This window comes from Serratia sp. CY40230, assembly GCF_052168835.1.
Taxonomy (GTDB): Bacteria; Pseudomonadota; Gammaproteobacteria; order Enterobacterales; family Enterobacteriaceae; genus Serratia; species Serratia nematodiphila.
Genome location: NZ_JBJNLX010000001.1, coordinates 1,428,157 through 1,445,773, shown reverse-complemented (window position 1 = coordinate 1,445,773; position 17,617 = coordinate 1,428,157). Strand labels below are relative to the sequence as shown.

The 17,617-nt window shown below is 61.5% G+C and carries 12 protein-coding genes; 8 read left to right on the top strand and 4 right to left on the bottom strand.

All coding sequences use genetic code 11. From position 1 onward, the window contains the following. Positions 1-11: 11 nt before the first annotated feature. Together ACJ8IJ_RS06775 and ACJ8IJ_RS06770 are read right to left on the bottom strand one after the other, a co-directional pair. The gene (locus ACJ8IJ_RS06775; RefSeq protein ID WP_192839588.1) at positions 12-1,556 is read right to left on the bottom strand and encodes a phosphoethanolamine transferase; all 1,545 of its coding nucleotides are present in this window, start codon (positions 1,554-1,556) and stop codon (positions 12-14) included. A 143-nt stretch (positions 1,557-1,699) separates the two neighbouring features. After that, positions 1,700-2,548: a MurR/RpiR family transcriptional regulator gene (locus ACJ8IJ_RS06770; protein ID WP_049186768.1), complete on the bottom strand. Its 849-nt coding sequence runs from the start codon at positions 2,546-2,548 to the stop codon at positions 1,700-1,702. A gap of 167 nt (positions 2,549-2,715) precedes the next feature. On the opposite strand from ACJ8IJ_RS06770, the gene murQ reads away from it, so the two are divergent. Genes murQ through yfhb form a run of 3 tightly spaced genes read left to right on the top strand, consistent with a single transcriptional unit; the run spans position 2,716 to position 5,655 of the window. Further along, on the top strand, positions 2,716-3,609 hold the full coding sequence (gene murQ / locus ACJ8IJ_RS06765; RefSeq protein WP_049186766.1) for an N-acetylmuramic acid 6-phosphate etherase: 894 nt from the start codon (positions 2,716-2,718) through the stop codon (positions 3,607-3,609). A gap of 18 nt (positions 3,610-3,627) precedes the next feature. Next, complete coding sequence (locus tag ACJ8IJ_RS06760; RefSeq protein ID WP_197753804.1) at positions 3,628-4,995, top strand: PTS transporter subunit EIIC; 1,368 nt, start codon at positions 3,628-3,630, stop codon at positions 4,993-4,995. A 3-nt stretch (positions 4,996-4,998) separates the two neighbouring features. After that, on the top strand, positions 4,999-5,655 hold the full coding sequence (yfhb, locus tag ACJ8IJ_RS06755; RefSeq protein WP_004929188.1) for a phosphatidylglycerophosphatase C: 657 nt from the start codon (positions 4,999-5,001) through the stop codon (positions 5,653-5,655). 48 nt (positions 5,656-5,703) lie between these two features. On the opposite strand, the gene ACJ8IJ_RS06750 is transcribed toward yfhb, so the two are convergent. Further along, positions 5,704-6,756, bottom strand: a complete 1,053-nt coding sequence (locus ACJ8IJ_RS06750; RefSeq protein WP_044030657.1) for a DUF2157 domain-containing protein — start codon at positions 6,754-6,756, stop codon at positions 5,704-5,706. 117 nt (positions 6,757-6,873) lie between these two features. Between ACJ8IJ_RS06750 and tadA the strand changes: the two genes are divergently transcribed. Continuing rightward, positions 6,874-7,380, top strand: coding sequence for a tRNA adenosine(34) deaminase TadA (gene tadA, locus ACJ8IJ_RS06745; protein WP_015378796.1), 507 nt, complete (start codon positions 6,874-6,876; stop codon positions 7,378-7,380). Here the strand turns inward: tadA and mltF are convergent, their stop codons facing one another. After that, positions 7,381-8,841: a membrane-bound lytic murein transglycosylase MltF gene (gene mltF / locus ACJ8IJ_RS06740; protein ID WP_004941352.1), complete on the bottom strand. Its 1,461-nt coding sequence runs from the start codon at positions 8,839-8,841 to the stop codon at positions 7,381-7,383. A 278-nt stretch (positions 8,842-9,119) separates the two neighbouring features. Here mltF and purL point away from each other — a divergent pair, with 278 nt between their 5' ends. From purL to glrR, 4 genes are all read left to right on the top strand, one after another. Further along, positions 9,120-13,010 (top strand): phosphoribosylformylglycinamidine synthase, encoded by a 3,891-nt coding sequence (gene purL / locus ACJ8IJ_RS06735; protein ID WP_442518378.1) that lies wholly within the window; start codon positions 9,120-9,122, stop codon positions 13,008-13,010. 887 nt (positions 13,011-13,897) lie between these two features. After that, positions 13,898-15,334 carry a sensor histidine kinase gene (locus tag ACJ8IJ_RS06730; RefSeq protein WP_004941357.1) on the top strand — a complete coding sequence of 479 codons (1,437 nt, stop codon included), beginning with the start codon at positions 13,898-13,900 and terminating at the stop codon, positions 15,332-15,334. 3 nt (positions 15,335-15,337) lie between these two features. Beyond that, positions 15,338-16,210 (top strand): two-component system QseEF-associated lipoprotein QseG, encoded by an 873-nt coding sequence (qseG, locus tag ACJ8IJ_RS06725; protein WP_004941359.1) that lies wholly within the window; start codon positions 15,338-15,340, stop codon positions 16,208-16,210. Next, on the top strand, positions 16,207-17,547 hold the full coding sequence (gene glrR, locus ACJ8IJ_RS06720) for a two-component system response regulator GlrR (RefSeq protein ID WP_004941361.1): 1,341 nt from the start codon (positions 16,207-16,209) through the stop codon (positions 17,545-17,547). The genes qseG and glrR overlap by 4 nt, the downstream gene beginning before the upstream one ends. Positions 17,548-17,617 lie beyond the last annotated feature (70 nt).

Below are 17,617 nucleotides of genomic sequence, written 5' to 3'. Positions count from 1 at the left end.
CATCTTACCGCTTAGGGTAACTCAGGCGGGTCATCAGCCAACTGATCGAAATCAACCATTCTCTGTCCGTCAAACACCCAGCGCTTGTCTTCATCCGCCATGCGCATGGTGGGCATCACCTCCGGATAGGCAACCCGTATTCCCGCCTCTTGAGCAAACAGCCCGATAAAATCGAATGCGCTCAAGGGAGCATCAGTGATCTGGTGCTGTCGATCGCGATCGGTCAGCACCAGCAACGGCACCTGATAATTCTGCCGGGTATCGCCGCTGTGGCGCAAAGAACGCTCGCCGCCGATATCCTTATGGGAAAGACCATGATCGGAGAAATAGAACAGTTTAAACGGCGCGCCGCTCTGCTTCAGACGGTGATAAACCTGCTCGATAAAATGGTCTGTCTTGCGATAGGTCGAGAGATAGCAGGCCAGCTCCTTATTCGGCGACTCGACGCTGGGCGCTTCACCGTTAAGCCGCTCGCAAAAGTCGGCGTGCGAGCCCATCAGATGCAACACATACAGATTGCCTTGCCCCTGGCGACGCAATAATTGGTCAAATATCGGCAGCAGCGCATCATCGTCGGTGTTACGCGATTGGAAGTCGCCTTTCTTCAGGAAATAATGGCTATCGCTGAACATGGCGATTTTTGATACCGGCGTATCGAATTGTCCGAACATGCCCTGATTGGACAGCCAGTGGGTTTTGAGGCCGGCGGCTTTTGCCAGGGTGATGATATTATCTCCGATGGCAATGTTGTGGCCGTTGCTTAAAGCCAGCGTGCGGGGGAGCGATTCGAACGTATTTGGCGCGGTGGAAATATAATTGCTGTAAAACCGTCCTTTGGCATTATCCAGAAACGGCGTAGTGGACACTGGATAATCAAATAAGGACATATGATCCCTGCGCATACTTTCGCCGACGATAATGACATAGTTTTCATTCGTCGGTGCGCCTGCGGTTATTGACCAAGTGTTCGGCGTTGAAGCGCCGGCGCTTAATTCATCGACCTGCCGTTGGTATTGATGGTAAGCCGAGTAGAGGGATAAAAAGAAGTCAGGCAATTTAAGATTCGCCACACCGCCATTGAAGGCTCTGGCGACAATGATAACCCCCAGCAGGGCTAGCAAGGGAAGTATTGTTTGTTTTGAAATGGTTTGCCGCCAAATAAATAGGCCGAGAATGGCCAGCATAGCCAGAATGGCGGCAGGCAGCAGATAACAGCTGGCCGGCAGAGTCTGCAAAAACTCCGTTGCTTCTATTAGGTTGGTTTGCAACAGGGCGGACATCACGGCAGTGGAAGGGGCACCGTAAATAACCCCGACCGGCGCATACAGCGCGCACAGCAGAATAAACGGAATAATCAGGCCATATCGGGTAAGCGAATGAATAGATAATAATAGCAAAATAAGCGCAATAAAAAGAATATCAATGCCTTTTCCACCGCTGTATCCCATCGCCTTGATTAGAATCAATGCAGTAATGACATAGAGTAAAAAGGTACGCAGAATCGGATGAGCCACGGAATGCCGTAACTTATCTAAAATAACAGTGTGTGTATTCATAATGATATCGTCAAATAATGCCGTCCATGCACGCTCAATTACTGTTCGACAATTGAGCTGTTCACCGCCCGCACATTATTTTTCGAATGCAGAGAATGGAAATAATTGAACTGGCGGCGTTTTATCGGCCGCCATTATACGCGTCAAACCAACTTTTTCATCAATTGTTCGCTGTGCCTGATACGGTCGCGGGCATGATCAAGGTCGTGCTGGATCAGCGCCATAAACAGCAGGTCGGTGAGGGCGAACTGGGCAGTGCTGGAGGAGATGGCCGCGCTGCGGGTGTGGGGTTCTTCGGCGATGGTATAGAGGCAGTGGTCCGCGCGTTGCTGCAGGCCGTTGGGCGAGAAGCTGGTCAGCGCCAGCACCCTGGCGCCGGCCTGGCGCGCTTCTTCCGCCGCCAGATTGATTTCACGCCGCTCGCCGCTGAAAGAGATAGCCAGCAGCAGATCGCGTTTGTCCAGCGCCTGCACCGCCGCCAGCTGGACGTGCATATCCGCTTCGGCCACCGCCATCACGCCAATTTTCAGCAGCTTGAAGGAAAAATCCTTGGCCACCAGCCCGGAGGCACCGATGCCGATCAGCATCACCCGGCGCGCCTGGCGCAGCATGTCCAGCGCCTGATGCAGCCGCTCTTCGCTGTTGATGTCGAGCGTCGCGCGCAGCGCCGCCTGCTTTTCCGCCAGCAGCTTTTCACCGACGATTTTCAGCGTATCGCTGCTGAGGATGTGGTTGTGAACGGTCACCACCGGCTCGGCCTGCGGTTGGGCCAGCGTCTCGCTCAGCGCCAGCTTCAGCGCCGGGAAACCTTTATAGCCCAGTTTTTGGGCGAACTTCACCACGCTCGACTGGCTGATGCCGGCCAACTGAGCCAGCTTTTGCGAGCTGAGATGGCGCGCCTGCTCGGCGTTATTCAGCAGAAAGTCCGCCAGCTTGCGGTCGTTTTGCGCCAGTGTCGGATACATCTGGCGAATGCGCAGAAGGGTACTCATTGTTCTTTCCCTGGAAACCAGCGGCCATTTTGCCATGCAGAGGGCGAAAACGCGCGGTGAAAATTTTTGTGAGCTCACCGTTAAAATAGCAAATAGCGCTCGCTTTGTTGAATAAAATATTCAAATATTGATTTAATTTTGTGAATTAAAAATTCAAAGGTGAACAGATGAACTTAGGCGCACTGGTATCGGAAACCCGCAACCCGGCCACCATGGGGCTGGATGAAATGTCGACGCTGGACATGGTCCGTTGCTTTAACCAGGAAGATCGCAAGGTGCCGGAGGCGATTGAACAGGTGTTGCCGGCGATCGCGCAGGCGGTCGATTTGGCCGCGGCGGCGCTGAAGGCCGGTGGGCGGTTGATTTATTTGGGCGCCGGCACCAGCGGCCGCCTGGGCGTATTGGACGCCTCCGAGTGTCCGCCGACCTTCGGCGTGCCACACGGCGTGGTGGTGGGGCTAATCGCCGGCGGGCCGGGCGCGCTGCTCAAAGCGGTGGAGGGGGCGGAAGATGACGAGGCCCTGGGTGAAGCCGATCTCCGGGCGCTGAACCTCACCGCCGTCGATATGGTGGTGGGGCTGGCGGCCTCGGGGCGTACGCCCTACGTGATCGGCGCACTGCGCTATGCGCGCGGGCTGGGCTGCCCGACGGCGGCCATCTCCTGCAACCCGGATTCGCCGATTGCGCACGAAGCACAGGTGGCGATTTCGCCGGTGGTGGGGCCGGAGGCGCTGACCGGCTCAACGCGCCTGAAATCCGGCACCGCGCAGAAACTGGTACTCAACATGCTGTCGACCGGTGCGATGGTCAAACTGGGCAAGGTCTACCAGAACCTGATGGTGGACGTGAAGGCTACCAACGTCAAACTGGTGGATCGCGCCTGCCGCATCGTGATGGAGGCCACCGGCGCCGAACGCGCTCAGGCGGAGGCGGTGCTGGCGCAGACCGGCTTTGAGGTTAAACCGGCGATCCTGATGATTTTAGCCGGCGTCAGCGCCGATGAGGCGCAGCAGCGGCTGCAGCGGCACGATGGCTACCTGCGCGCGGCGCTGGCGCGTTAATTCACGGTGGGGGCGGCGATGGACAAGACAACGGCATTGGCGACACAGATCCTGGCGGGCGTGGGGGGCGAGGGCAATATTCTCAAACTGGAAAACTGCATGACGCGGGTGCGCGTCGAGGTCAGCGATGAGCAGCGCCTGGATCTGGCCGCGCTCAAGCAGCTGCCGGGGGTGAAGGGCTATATCAAGCAGGGTGAACAGCATCAGTTTATCGTCGGCCCGGGCGCCGCCGCCAAGGTGGTGGACGCCATGCGCGGGCTGTTGAGCGGTGATGCGCAGCCCGTTGCCGCCGTCGGTGACGCCGCCCGCACCAAGGCGCAGGCCAAGCAAAAATACGCTGCGCCGATGAGCGGCGCGCTGAAAAAGCTGGCCGATGTCTTTATTCCGCTGATCCCGGCGTTTATCGCCTCGGGCCTGATCACCGGCATCATCAACCTGCTGAAACGGCCCGACATCGCCGGCCAGCTGGCGGTGGACTATCCGAACGTGCTGGGACTGCTGGCAATCTTCGGCAGCGCGGTGTTCGCCATTATGAACATTCTGGTTGGGGTCAACGCCGCGCGGGTGTTTGGCGGTTCGCAGGCGATGGGCGGCGTGATGGCCGGCATTCTCTCCAGTCCGGCGCTGGCGCAGATCACCCTGTTCGGGGAGGCGCTGCAGCCGGGGCGCGGCGGGGTGATCGCCGTATTGTTGGTGGTGGCGTTGATGTGCTGGGTGGAGAAGCGCCTGCGCACGCTGTTGCCGGAGTCGGTCGAACTGATCCTTAACCCATTGCTGACCACGCTGGTCACCGCCTCATTGGCGATCCTGATCCTGCAGCCGCTCGGGGGGGTTATTTCCGATGCCATCGCCCACGGCGCCAATCTGGCGATCGACAAGGGCGGGCTGCTGGTGGGGGCGTTGCTCTCGGGGCTGTTCCTGCCGCTGGTGCTCTCCGGCCTGCATCAGGGGCTGGTGCCGATCCACGTCGAGCTGGTGCAGGCGCACGGTTCCAATCCGCTTTTGCCGATCCTGGCGATGGCCGGCGTCGGTCAGGTGGGGGCGGCGCTGGCGGTGCTGCTGAAAACCCGCAACGCGCGGCTGAAGAAGGTGATCAAAGGGGCGTTGCCGGTCGGCATTCTCGGCATCGGCGAGCCGCTGATCTTCGGGGTGACGCTGCCGCTGGGCCGGCCGTTTATCGGCGCCTGCCTCGGCGGCGCGGTAGGCGGCGCGCTGATCAGCTACTGGAAGGTGGCGACGGTCATCACCTTCGGCATTTCGGGGCTGCCTTTGGCGTTGACCATCGTCTCAGGTAAGGTGATGTTGTATCTGGCGGGGATGCTGATTACGATTATCGCCGGTTTTCTCTTCACCTGGATGATGGGGTTCGACGATCCCGAGGAGTAGCGTTTGAGCGACAAGCAGCAACAACCGGCCGCAGAGGGGCGCCGCGTGGTCTTTTTCGATCTGGACGGCACCCTGCATCAGGAGGATATGTTCGGCAGTTTTTTGCGCTTTCTGCTGCGCCGCCTACCGCTGAACCTGCTGCTGGTAATACCGCTGCTGCCGCCGATCGGGTTGGCGCTGCTGCTGCTGGGGCGCGCCGCGCGCTGGCCGATGAGCCTGCTGCTGTGGGCGATTACTTTCGGGCGTTCTGAAGCGACGCTGAAGGCGCTGGAGCGGCAGTTTATCGAGGCTTTCCGCCAGAAGGTGACCGCGTTTCCGGTGGTGCAAATGCGGCTGCGGCAGTATTTGGATGAGCACGATGCCGAAGTGTGGCTGATTACCGGCTCGCCGGAGCAACTGGTGGAGCAGGTGTATCGGGATTCGGCGTTTCTGCCGCGGGTGCGGTTGATCGGCAGCCGCATCACGCGCCGCTGCGGCGGTTGGGTCTTGACCCTGCGCTGCCTGGGGGCGCAGAAAGTGGTGCAGCTGGAACAGCGGCTCGGCGCGCCGCTGAAGCTGTACAGCGGTTACAGCGATAGCAAGCAGGATAATCCGCTGCTGTTCTTTTGCGAGCACCGCTGGCGGGTGAGCAAGCAGGGCGAGCTGCAGCAGCTGGAATAAGCCAAGGGCGGAGAATTCCGCCCTTGGTTGCTTTTATCGGTACCGCGATCAGTCGTCGCTCACGTCGTGCGGCTTGCGCCCCAGTTGCCAAATCTTTTCTGCATAGTGCCCCAACGCCCACAGGCTCAGCCCGAGCAGCGCGAAGAAAATCGTCTTCGGCATGCTGTCCCAGAAAAACTCGAACAAACGGGTATACAGGTTGATGCCGAGGAAGGTCAGCCCGAAACCGCGCAGCATGGCGTCGTCATGCTTCAGCCCCAGCCAGATGGCGGCGAGGGCGGCCAGCCCGAACAGCAGGCTCCAGTGGAACAGCTCGATCTGGCGCGCGCGGTACCAGCTGTCGAGATCGCCGTAGTTGCCGAAGATAGACAGCAGCCACAGGGCGATGAACAGGTACAGCAGCCCCATCGCCAGCGACACCCGCTGCAGGCCGCGCTGCGCCAACAGCGGCCGCAGCAGCAATGCGGCGGCGATCAGCACCGCGCCAAAGGCGATAAAGCGAATCGGATAACTCATGCCGAGCCAGTAGGCGCCCCAGCCGGACAGGTAGCCGGTCTCGGCGCCGAAGGCATTGCCGAGCGACAGCAGGGCGAACCACCACACCAGCCCGGATCGGCTGAACCAGCCGATCGCGCCGTACAGCAGCGCGGCGACCAGCAGCAGTACGGAAACCCGGCCGCTGCCGTTATCCAGCCAGACCCCCAACTGCCATAAGGCGCAGGCGGTAAGCAACACGGCGACAAACAATGCCGCCTCGTTGCCGTAACGTTTTTCCGGGTGCCGTTGGCGGCGGCGCAGCGCCCAGACATAGGCCAGCGCCGCGAGTACGCCGGCGATCGCCATGCGCACCGGCGCGTCGAAGCGGAACAGTCCGCTGAGCCATGCAAGCAGTTCGCTGTCGGCGAACAGGCTGGTGACGGCGATCAGCAGCGAGGCCAGCGCGGCGAGAAACGCATAGCGCGCCAGCCGCCGCCAGTCGAAAGGTTGCACGTCCACATGCTGCAGCAGTTGCTGCCGTTGTTCGGGCGTCATGGCGCCTTCCCCAACCCAGCCGTCCAGCGCCTTGCGCACCACGACGGCGTTCTTTTTACTGAGTTTCATGCTTCTTGTCCCTGAATCACATGCTGATTCGGCCAGTATAGCCATTGGCGGGCGGCTACGACAAAGGAGGGCTAGTGTGTATAATGCCCGCCGCAAAAGCGCACGAGGAATTATGCGATGACTGAATATAACGATGAGTACTGGATGCGTCAGGCATTGCAGCTGGCCCTGCGCGCGCAGGAAGAGGGCGAGGTGCCGGTGGGGGCGCTGCTGGTGCTGGACAATCAGGTCATCGGCGAGGGCTGGAACCGGCCGATCGGCCGCCACGATCCTACCGCGCACGCCGAGATCATGGCGCTGCGCCAGGGCGGCGCGGTGCTGCAAAACTATCGCCTGCTGAACGCCACGCTGTACGTCACGCTGGAGCCCTGCGTGATGTGCGCCGGCGCGATGGTGCACAGCCGCATCCGCCGGTTGGTGTATGGCGCCGCCGACGAGAAAACCGGCGCGGCTGGTTCGCTGGTGGACATTCTGCGCCATCCGGGCATGAATCATCAGGTGGAGATCGTCTCAGGCGTGCTGGCGGACGAATGCGCCGCCACCCTGAGCAATTTCTTCCGCCTGCGCCGCGAACAGAAAAAAGCGCTCAGGCTGGCGCAGCGGGCGGCGGATAAGCCGGAATAATCAGTAGTTGAGCGCCAGTTCCGGCATCACCGTCGGGTAGCCTTTCCCCAACGCCTCCTGCTCGGCGGCCGCTTGCGCCGCCTTTCTCTCTTTTTCCTGCAGATAGCCCACCAGGCTGACCTGATAGCGGCGGATGTTTTCTACATAGTTGTAGGCTTCACGCCCGCGCGCATAGCCGTAGGTCAGCTGCGGGTAGTAGCGCTTTTGGCTGAGCATCGGCAGGCGTTGTTTGACGTCGACCCAGCTGTCCGGGTTGCCTTTTTGCGTCTTGGTCAGCTTGCGCGCGTCCAGCATATGGCCCCAACCCATGTTGTAGGCCGCCAGCGAGAACCAGATGCGCTCGTCTTCCGGCACGCTGTCCGGCACCTTGGCCATCAGCCGCTGCAGGTAAAGGGCGCCGCCCTGAATGCTCTCTTCCGGATCGAGGCGATCGTTGACCCCCAGGCCGTCGGCGGTGGCGCGGGTCAGCATCATCAGGCCGCGCACGCCGGTGGGTGAGGTGGCCTGCGGATTCCAGTGCGATTCCTGATAGGCGATGGCCGCCAGCAGCTTCCAGTCGATCTCGTTGGCGTGCTTCTCGAACAGCGGGCGGAAGTTGGGCAGCACCGAATCGATGGCCGACAGGAAGGTTTTGGTGTCCACATAGTCGAAGCTGCCGACGTGGCCGAGGTATTTCTCTTCCAGCCGCGCCAGGGTGCCGTCGTCCACCATCTGGCTGTAGAAATCCAGCATCGCCGCGTACAGGCTGTCGTCGCCGTCGCGTTTCAGGTACCAGGTGACCGGTTCTTCGTCGGTGACGTCGAACGCCACCGCCAGCTGCGGATGGATGCGCTGCAGCAGCGCGATGGTCACCGAATCGCCGAGGGTGTAATCCAGCTTGCCGTCGGCCACCCGTTCCAGCAGCTCTTTGGAGGTGAGATCGCTGGAGGACTCCCAGGCGAGATCCGGGTATTTATCCTGCTTGAGCTGTTTTAGCGTGCTGACGTGCGCGGAACCGGAGGCGACCGCCAGCTTGCCTTTGATGTCGGCGAAGCTTTTCGGCCGCGGGGTGCCCAGCCGGTACACCAGCTGTTGGGAAACGGAGTAGTAGGCCGGGCCGGTGCGCGCGCGGCTGAGGCGCTCCTGATTGTAGATCAGGCCCGCCGCCAGCAGGTCGGCGTCGTCGTCGTCCAGATCGTCGAACAGGTCATTGATGTTCTGATGGGGGATCACCACCAGCTTCACCCCGAGGTAGTTGGCGAAGCGCTTGGCCAGTTCGTAGTCGAGCCCACCCGGCCCTTGCTTGGTGTTGAAATAGGTCAGCGGTGAATTCAGCGTGCTGATACGCAACTCGCCGCGGGAAATGATCTCCTGGAGTTGCCCGCCCTGGCCGCTGCGCCAGGTGATGTTGGGCCACAGCGCGAGAGCCAGAAGCAGGGTGACAACGCCGATGAGGATGTAGTTTATTTTAAGACGTTTCAAATAGTTATCCAGTGGTGGCACAGGTACACCGGCGACGACAACCGCGACTTTTCTCATGGTTAAATCACCAGTGCGGGGGGCATTTTGCGCAACAAAACGCCAGTGTGCAACTTTATTGACACGTTATGACAATTCGACGGTGCGGCATGCTTTTATCAATAATCCCTACGCAAACGGTTTCGTCGGCGCCGAGGATTCTCTATAATGACGCGCGTTTTCCCCTGTTGCGCCCAATGAAGCGTCTTATCCTTCGCTTCGAAGACGAGAGAACTTTGATTATGGAAATTCTGCGTGGTTCGCCCGCTTTATCGGCTTTTCGCATTACCAAACTGCTGTCCCGCTGCCAGGACGCTCACCTGCCCGTCAGTGATATCTACGCCGAGTACGTCCACTTTGCCGATGTCAGCGCACCGCTAAGTGCCGAAGAACACGCCAAGCTTCAGCGTCTGCTCAAGTACGGTCCTTCTCTCGCCGAACACGCTCCCGAAGGCCGGCTGCTGCTGGTTACGCCGCGTCCGGGCACCATTTCTCCCTGGTCTTCCAAAGCCACCGACATCGCCCACAACTGCGGCTTGCAACAGGTGCTGCGCCTGGAGCGCGGCCTGGCGTTCTACGTCAAGGCGCCCGAGCTGACGGAAACCCAGTGGCGCCAGCTCGCCGCACTGTTGCACGATCGCATGATGGAAACCGTCTTCAGCGAGCTGCAACAGGCTGAACAGCTGTTCGCGCACCATCAGCCGGCGCCGTATCAGTCGGTCGACGTGCTGGGCGCAGGGCGCGCCGCGCTGGAGCAAGCCAACGTCCGGCTCGGCCTGGCGCTGGCGCAGGACGAGATCGACTACCTGCTGAATGCCTTTACCGGTTTGGGGCGCAACCCGACGGATATCGAACTCTATATGTTCGCGCAGGCCAACTCCGAGCACTGCCGCCACAAGATTTTCAACGCCGACTGGATCATCGACGGCGAGCAGCAGCCTAAATCGCTGTTCAAGATGATCAAGAACACCTATGAGCAGACGCCGGACTACGTGCTGTCGGCGTATAAAGACAACGCCGCCGTGATGGAAGGCTCGCAGGTCGGCCGCTTCTTCGCCGCGCCGGAGAACGGCACGTACGATTATCATCAGGAAGACGCGCACATCCTGATGAAGGTGGAAACTCACAACCACCCGACGGCGATTTCGCCGTGGCCGGGCGCCGCGACCGGCTCCGGCGGCGAGATCCGCGACGAGGGCGCCACCGGCCGCGGCGCCAAGCCGAAGGCCGGCCTGGTGGGCTTCTCGGTGTCCAACCTGCGCATTCCCGGCTTTGAACAGCCGTGGGAGCAGGACTTCGGCAAGCCGGAACGCATCGTCACCGCGCTGGACATCATGACCGAAGGCCCGCTGGGCGGCGCGGCGTTCAACAACGAATTCGGTCGCCCGGCGCTGCTGGGCTACTTCCGCACCTATGAAGAGCGCGTTAACAGCCATAACGGCGTCGAGCTGCGCGGCTACCACAAACCGATCATGCTGGCGGGCGGCATCGGCAACATCCGCGCCGATCACGTGCAGAAAGGGGAAATCACCGTCGGCGCCAAGCTGGTGGTGCTGGGCGGCCCGGCGATGAATATCGGTCTGGGCGGCGGCGCGGCGTCGTCGATGGCGTCCGGCCAGTCCGATGCCGATCTGGACTTCGCGTCGGTGCAGCGCGACAACCCGGAAATGGAACGCCGCTGTCAGGAAGTGATCGACCGCTGCTGGCAGCTGGGCGACCAGAACCCGATCCTGTTTATCCATGACGTCGGCGCCGGCGGCCTGTCCAACGCCATGCCGGAGCTGGTGAGCGACGGCGGCCGCGGCGGCCGTTTCGAACTGCGCGATATCCTCAACGACGAGCCGGGCATGAGCCCGCTGGAAGTGTGGTGCAACGAATCGCAGGAACGTTACGTGATGGCGATCGCCCCGGCGCAGATGGCGCAGTTCGACGAGATCTGCCGCCGCGAGCGCGCGCCTTATGCGGTGATCGGTGAAGCGACTGAAGAACAACATCTGACGCTGAACGACCGCCACTTTGACAACCAACCGATCGACATGCCGCTGGACGTGCTGCTCGGCAAAACGCCGAAGATGACCCGCGACGTCACCCGTCTGCAGGCGCAGGGCCAGGCGGTGCAGCGTGGGGACATCACGCTGGCCGACGCGGTGAAGCGCGTGCTGCATCTGCCGGCCGTCGCGGAGAAAACCTTCCTGATCACCATCGGCGACCGCACCGTCACCGGCATGGTGGCGCGTGACCAAATGGTCGGCCCGTGGCAGATCCCGGTGGCCGACTGCGCGGTCACCACCGCCAGCCTGGACAGCTATTACGGCGAAGCGATGTCGCTCGGCGAACGCGCGCCGGTGGCGCTGCTGGACTTCGCCGCTTCCGGCCGCCTGGCGGTCGGGGAAGCGCTGACCAACCTGGCTGCCACGGAAATCGGCAGCCTGAAGCGCGTGAAGCTGTCTGCCAACTGGATGGCCGCCGCCGGCCACCCGGGCGAAGACGCCGGCCTGTACGAAGCGGTGAAAGCGGTGGGCGAAGAGCTGTGCCCGGCACTGGGCATCACCATTCCGGTGGGCAAAGACTCCATGTCGATGAAAACCCGCTGGCAGGAAGGCGACGAACAGCGCGAAATGACCTCGCCGCTGTCGCTGGTCATCACCGCCTTCGCCCGCGTGGAAGACGTGCGCCACACCGTGACGCCGCAATTGCGCACCGATAAGGGCGACAGCGCGCTGCTGTTGATCGACCTGGGCAACGGCCATAACGCGCTGGGCGCTACCGCGCTGGCGCAGGTTTATCGCCAACTGGGCGACAAACCGGCCGATGTGCGCGATGTCGCGCAGCTGGCGGGCTTCTTCAACGCCATGCAGCAGCTGGTGGCCGATCGCGCGCTGCTGGCTTATCACGACCGCGCCGACGGCGGCCTGCTGGTGACGCTGGCGGAGATGGCCTTTGCCGGTCACTGCGGCGTAGAGGTTAACCTCGATGGCCTCGGCGACGATGCGCTGGCGGTGCTGTTCAACGAAGAGCTGGGCGCGGTGATCCAGGTGAGCGCCGAACGTCTCGACGAGGTGAAGCAGGCGTTCGCTCAGCATGGGCTGACCGACAACGTGCATCAGATCGGCAGCGCGCAGGCCGGCGATCGTTTCGTCATCAACCAACATGGCAAGGCGTTGTACAGCGAAAGCCGCAATACGCTGCGCACCTGGTGGGCGGAAACCACCTGGCAGATGCAGCGCCTGCGCGACAACCCGGCGTGCGCCGATCAGGAACATCAGGCCAAGCAGGATGAACAAGATCCCGGCCTGAACGTGAAGCTGACCTTCGCACCTGAGGAAGACATCGCTGCGCCGTACATCGCCAAGGGCGCTCGCCCGAAAGTGGCGGTGCTGCGCGAGCAGGGGGTGAACTCCCACGTTGAAATGGCGGCGGCGTTCCACCGCGCCGGCTTTGACGCCGTGGACGTGCACATGAGCGATCTGCTGGCCGGGCGCCGCGATCTGCAGGACTTCCACACGCTGGTGGCCTGCGGCGGCTTCTCTTACGGCGACGTCCTGGGCGCCGGCGAAGGCTGGGCGAAGTCTATCCTGTTCAACGAGCGGGTGCGCGACGAGTTTGAAGCGTTCTTCCACCGTCCGCAGACGCTGGCGCTGGGCGTATGCAACGGCTGCCAGATGATGTCCAACCTGCGTGAGCTGATCCCGGGCGCCGAACACTGGCCGCGCTTCGTGCGCAACCTGTCGGATCGCTTCGAGGCGCGCTTCAGCCTGGTGGAAGTGGCGGCCAGCCCGTCGCTGTTCATGCAGGGCATGACCGGCTCGCGCATGCCGATCGCCGTTTCCCACGGTGAAGGGCACGTCGAAGTGCGCGATGCGGCGCATCTGGCGGCGTTGGAAAGCCACGGCCTGGTGGCGCTGCGTTTCGTCAACAACGCCGGTCAGGTGACGGAAGCTTACCCGGCTAACCCGAACGGTTCGCCGAACGGCATCACCGCCGTGACCAGCGCCAACGGGCGTGCCACGGTGATGATGCCGCACCCGGAGCGCGTGTTCCGCACCGTCAGTAACTCCTGGCACCCGGAAGAGTGGGGTGAGGACAGCCCGTGGATGCGTATGTTCCGCAACGCCCGTAAGCAGCTGGGCTAAAAACGGCCCCCACCGTACAGAGGGCGCAAGCAATTGCGCCCTTTTTTATGGCCGGCGTTCGCCGTCTGGCGGCAGTGTCTGCATTTTGCGACAAGCGCCATTTTCCCTGTCGCCAAATGGAGACGTTTAACTTATTGATTTTATTGTAGGTAAGCAGGTTTGACTTTAGTTGTCTGCATTTGGCGACAGCGCGGCGTTTTTTTCATCGCTCATCAGTGCGTAATGAGTGGGGGAATTTGCTGATGTAATTTTATTTTTAAATAAAATCATTGTGTTATGATTTTTATTGCAAAGTTGGCACGCTACGTGCATTATTCTCGGCGGCTGCTCATTCACCTTTTTATGACGGCGCCGTAATTAGACGGCAAATCGCCTCATAAGCCTCCGAATGATGCCAAAGAAATGGTGCCTATCGTCCAACCAAACCGATAACAGACCGCGCAAGCGGCTTTATCAAGCATCGGGCGACACGTGGAGTGAGGCACCGCCTGTATCCAACTGTGATGAAGGGTTCATCAATCCTGGATACTTACGGATGCTATTCGTCCTGTTCGATGCCAGCCGCTGCGCTACATCACCCTGGGGACGAGGTTTAAGGGCATCCACACTTTCCTTGCGTTGGGGCAAGTTTCTTGCCCCGATGTCAATTCTCAACGCTGCGCTTATGCCCGTTTCGTTGCCTATGCCCTCGAACGCAGACGCTATCCCCACACTCTCGTTTTCGCGCCGGTTGATGTTACCGGGGCCGCATGCCGTCGGCAGGCCAGGCCCATGGGCGCGCTTCGCCGATCCCGCGGCTTTTTCCTTGCGCGTTCAGGATTCTCCCCTGCCGGGCTTTTCTCTTTCCGGCGAGTCAGTTAGCATCGTGACAGAGCTGAGAGAATGAGATGATTTCGTTGAAAAAATGGCGTTTATTCCCCCGTTCGCTGCGGCAATTGGTGCTGCTGGCCTTCCTGTTGGTGCTGCTGCCGCTGTTGGTGCTGGCCTATCAAGCCTACCAGAGCCTGGATCACCTCAGCGCGCAGGCGGCGGACATCAACCGCACCACGCTGGTGGACGCGCGGCGCAGCGAGGCGATGACCAGCGTGGCGCTGGAGATGGAGCGCAGCTATCGTCAGTACTGCGTGCTGGTCGATCCTACGCTGCAGAAGCTGTACCAGAACCAGCGCAAACAGTATTCGCAGATGCTGGACGCCCACGCGCCGATCCTGCCGGACGAGCGCTACTACCAAACGCTGCGTCAGTTGCTGACCCAGCTGGCGGCGATCAAATGCCATAACAGCGGGCCGGACCAAGAGGCTTCGGCCCTGCTCGAATCGTTCTCCCGTTCCAACGCCGAAATGGTGCAGGCCACGCGCGCGGTGGTGTTCTCGCGCGGCCAGCAGCTGCAGCAAGCCATCGCCGAGCGCGGCCAGTTCTTCGGCTGGCAGGCGCTGCTGTTGTTCCTGGTCAGCGTGCTGCTGGTGGTGCTGTTCACCCGCATGATCATCGGGCCGGTCAAGGCCGTGGAGCGGATGATCAATCGCCTGGGGGAAGGGCGCGCGTTGGGCAGCACCGCGTCGTTCAAAGGGCCGCGCGAGCTGCGTTCGCTGGCGCAGCGCATCATTTGGCTGAGCGAGCGGCTGGCGTGGCTGGAATCGCAGCGCCACGAGTTCTTGCGCCATATCTCGCACGAGTTGAAAACGCCGCTGGCCAGCATGCGTGAAGGCACCGAACTGCTGGCCGACGAAGTGGCGGGGCCGCTGACCTCCGATCAAAAAGAGGTGGTGGCGATCCTCGACAACAGCAGTCGCCACCTGCAGCAGCTGATTGAACAACTGCTGGATTACAACCGCAAACTGGCCGACGGCCCGGCGGAACACGAGAACGTCGAGCTGCGCGAGATGGTCGATTTGGTGGTCGCCGCGCACAGTTTGCCGGCGCGGGCGAAGATGATTTCCACCGAAATCGCCCTGGAGGCGGAAATCTGCTGGGCAGAGCCTACGCTATTAATGCGCGTGCTGGATAATCTCTACTCCAATGCGGTGCACTACGGCAAGGAATCCGGTAACATTTGGATCCGCAGCCGTCAGGTTGGACAACGGGTGCAAATCGACGTCGCCAATACCGGCACGCCGATCCCCGAGGCTGAAAGAGCCATGATTTTCGAGCCTTTTTTCCAGGGTAGTCACCAGCGAAAAGGGGCGGTAAAAGGAAGCGGACTGGGGTTGAGCATCGCTCAGGACTGTATCCGTCGCATGCGCGGTGAGCTGCAACTGGCGACGGTCGCCGGTGCAGACGTCTGCTTCCGCATTGAACTGCCGTTAACCGCCGAGAATGAATAAATAATGTACACATGGTCTAAACGCCTTCGTCTTTCGCAGACCGAACGTTCACCGCGTGCCACGCACAGAGCGCCGCTCGGCAAACGCCCGATCAGCTGGTTGGGCGCCGTTTTCTTTATGCCGCTGTTGCTGGCGGGCTGCGTCGATCGCGCGGTCAGCGGCGGCCTGAGCGCTCAGCAGCAAGAAGCGATCCCGGATACCAAGGTGATCGATTACCGCACCGCGGCCTGCGATACCCTGTGGCAGTTGGACGACAAGGACGCGCTGGATAACGCGCTCTACTGGCTGCGTGCGATGGACTGCGCCGATCGCATCGGCTCAACCCAGGCGCGCGCGCTGGCGAAAACGGTGCCTGGCGACAGCTGGTCCGGCGTTTTCAAACAGAGCATCCTGCTGGGGAGCGCACAGCCGACCTCCGGCGAACGCCGCCAGATGATCGACAGGATCAACAGCTACCGGATGGAGTTTCCCGGTTCGCTGCGTCCACTGACGCAGCTGTGGCGCCAGCAGCAGATGCTGCAGATCACGCTGTTCGATGAGAAAGCGCGTTATCAGCATCTGCAGGAAAGCAGCGACAGCCAGATCGATTCGCTGCGCCAGAGCCAGGCGCGCTTGCAATCGCAGCTGCAGGACACCTCGCGCAAGCTGGAAAACCTGACCGACATCGAGCGCCAGCTCTCATCGCGCAAGCAGCTGCAAGGGGAAATACCGGACAACGGCACAGGCTCGCAAAAGGGCGAAGCCGCCGGTAAAAACGGCGCGGCCGCGAAAGGGGCTGAGCCGCAGGACGAGCCGGAAAAGGGCACTGCGCTGCCGGTTGAACCGGAAGACACCTATACGCCGCACCCTGCCAATAAGGAGTCCCACGCGCAATGACCGCACGCAAACCGGCCAACCTGTTATTGGTTGACGACGATCCCAGCCTGCTGAAGCTGCTGGGCATGCGCCTGACCAGCGAAGGTTTTCACGTCACCACCGCCGAAAGCGGCCAGGAAGCGCTGCGCCTGCTGGCGCGCGAACAGATCGATCTGGTGATCAGCGATCTGCGCATGGATGAGATGGACGGCATGGCGCTGTTCGCCGAGATCCAAAAACATCAGCCGGGCATGCCGGTGATCATTCTCACCGCGCACGGTTCGATTCCCGATGCGGTGGCCGCTACCCAGCAGGGGGTGTTCAGCTTTCTCACCAAGCCGGTGGATCGCGATGCGCTGTACAAGGCCATCGACGAGGCGCTCGCGCTGTCGGCCAGCCCGGCCGGCGACGATGCCTGGCGGGAAGACATCGTCACCCGCAGCCCGTTGATGCTGCGCCTGCTGGAGCAGGTGAAAATGGTGGCGCAGTCCGACGTCAGCGTATTGATCAACGGCCAGAGCGGCACCGGTAAAGAGGTGGTGGCGCAGGCTATCCACGCGGCCAGCCCGCGCGCCAGCAAGGCGTTCATCGCCATAAACTGCGGCGCGCTGCCGGAGCAGCTGCTGGAGTCCGAACTGTTCGGCCACGCCAAGGGCGCCTTTACCGGCGCGGTCAGCAGCCGCGAAGGGCTGTTCCAGGCGGCGGCGGGCGGCACGCTGTTCCTCGACGAGATCGGCGATATGCCGCTGTCGCTGCAGGTGAAGCTGCTGCGCGTGCTGCAGGAACGCAAGGTGCGGCCGCTCGGCAGCAATCGCGATCTGGACATTGACGTACGCATCATCTCCGCCACCCACCGCGATCTGCAAAAGGCGATGGCGAAGAACGAGTTCCGCGAGGATCTCTACTACCGCCTCAACGTGGTGAACCTGAAGATCCCGGCGCTCAACGAGCGCGCCGAAGATATCCCGCTGCTGGCCAATCACCTGTTGCGCGAAGCGGCTCAGCGGCACAAGCCGTTCGTGCGCAGCTTCTCGACCGACGCCATGAAGCGGCTGATGACCGCCAGCTGGCCGGGCAACGTGCGTCAGTTGGTCAACGTCATCGAGCAGTGCGTGGCGCTGACCTCTGCGCCGGTGATCAGCGAAGCGTTGGTGGAGCAGGCGCTGGAAGGGGAAAATACCGCGCTGCCGACCTTTGCCGAAGCGCGCAACCAGTTCGAGTTGCATTACCTGCGCAAGCTGCTGCAGATCACCAAGGGCAACGTGACCCAGGCCGCGCGCATGGCGGGCCGCAACCGCACCGAGTTTTACAAATTGCTGTCGCGCCACGAGCTGGACGCCAACGATTTTAAAGAATGACAGTTTCCCGCCGGCGCCTGCCACGCAGGTTCTCAACAAATCCGGCGGAATGATTTACACTCCGTTCTCT

Coding starts and splice junctions, on each gene's coding strand:
- ACJ8IJ_RS06775 (WP_192839588.1), bottom strand. CDS start 1,556: ATGAATACACACACTGTTATTTTAGATAAGTTACGGCATTCCGTGGCT.
- ACJ8IJ_RS06770 (WP_049186768.1), bottom strand. CDS start 2,548: ATGAGTACCCTTCTGCGCATTCGCCAGATGTATCCGACACTGGCGCAA.
- murQ (WP_049186766.1), top strand. CDS start 2,716: ATGAACTTAGGCGCACTGGTATCGGAAACCCGCAACCCGGCCACCATG.
- ACJ8IJ_RS06760 (WP_197753804.1), top strand. CDS start 3,628: ATGGACAAGACAACGGCATTGGCGACACAGATCCTGGCGGGCGTGGGG.
- ACJ8IJ_RS06750 (WP_044030657.1), bottom strand. CDS start 6,756: ATGAAACTCAGTAAAAAGAACGCCGTCGTGGTGCGCAAGGCGCTGGAC.
- tadA (WP_015378796.1), top strand. CDS start 6,874: ATGACTGAATATAACGATGAGTACTGGATGCGTCAGGCATTGCAGCTG.
- purL (WP_442518378.1), top strand. CDS start 9,120: ATGGAAATTCTGCGTGGTTCGCCCGCTTTATCGGCTTTTCGCATTACC.
- ACJ8IJ_RS06730 (WP_004941357.1), top strand. CDS start 13,898: ATGATTTCGTTGAAAAAATGGCGTTTATTCCCCCGTTCGCTGCGGCAA.
- qseG (WP_004941359.1), top strand. CDS start 15,338: ATGTACACATGGTCTAAACGCCTTCGTCTTTCGCAGACCGAACGTTCA.
- glrR (WP_004941361.1), top strand. CDS start 16,207: ATGACCGCACGCAAACCGGCCAACCTGTTATTGGTTGACGACGATCCC.